Below are 862 nucleotides of genomic sequence, written 5' to 3'. Positions count from 1 at the left end.
CCTGGTCATATAACTTCCATCCGTATTTCATGATTTTCTTTATTTATCATCAGACGTTTTCAGCATCAGTGAATTCCCCTCCAGTGACACGGTACGCGCCTTATCAGGATCGAGGTCATCCCGTGTCAGCACCAGTCGCCAGTCGTTCTTACGCGCATCCGGTGAGCGGAACTGTGCCACCAGCGCCACATATTGCGCTTTCTCATCCAGCAGCATATCCAGCGAGACGGTATTACCTGGACGCACCCACACATCCTTTTCGGCCACCAGGTCAGCGCCCAGTACGGTGTTAGCATCAGACTGCAGTGCCGCATAATCGGCCTTATCAAACGCCTGACGATCTTTCAACTGGTAGACCCACACATCCGTTGCCAGCGGCATCCCGTCTTCATCGGGATTGAGTGCTGCACGGGCCTTCAGATCGAGACGCAGGGTTTTCACCGTCTTGTAAAAGATGGCCGTTACCACCGATTTCGTGCCGTCGCTGACGCTCTGGGTCAGCCCGCAGCCGGACAGGAGAAAAGCCAGCGGCAGCAGCGCGGCCAGCAGTCGGTATTGTTTCGTCATATCACTCTTCAACGTCTGTCACCTCGCGGTGTTGTGGATTTTTCTGCAGTCCTTCGTAATAGCCCAGGCTGACGGTGAGACGGTCCGGCATCGCCGGGTCCGGTGTCATATCGTCAGGGTCGTGCCCCAGCAGGCAGGAGTACCCCATGTATACCGAATCGTCAGAATATTGGCAGGTCAGCCGTGGCCGGGGCAGTAACCGGCGCGGGAACGTCAGGGAAATATGCGCATCGTAGCGCCAGCCCAGATAGACCCGCAGCAGGGCCAGTAAATCGTTATACAGCGTAAAATCCGG

Annotated in this window: 1 protein-coding gene and 1 pseudogene; both read right to left on the bottom strand. The window is 56.0% G+C overall.

The window, feature by feature from the left end:
* Positions 1–39 precede the first annotated feature (39 nt).
* Entirely contained in the window at positions 40–567 is a 528-nt protein-coding gene (gene tssJ, locus F4V72_RS23940) for a type VI secretion system lipoprotein TssJ (RefSeq protein WP_071891280.1), read from the bottom strand.
* 1 nt (position 568) lies between these two features.
* Positions 569–862, bottom strand: a pseudogene (locus F4V72_RS23935) (type VI secretion system baseplate subunit TssG); the annotation flags it as partial.

Source organism: Salmonella enterica subsp. diarizonae (genome assembly GCF_008692785.1).
GTDB classification, from domain to species: Bacteria; Pseudomonadota; Gammaproteobacteria; order Enterobacterales; family Enterobacteriaceae; genus Salmonella; species Salmonella diarizonae.
The sequence above is the reverse complement of the archived record's forward strand: the minus strand, read 5'-3'. Positions and strand labels throughout refer to the sequence as shown.

Coding starts and splice junctions, on each gene's coding strand:
- tssJ (WP_071891280.1), bottom strand. CDS start 567: ATGACGAAACAATACCGACTGCTGGCCGCGCTGCTGCCGCTGGCTTTT.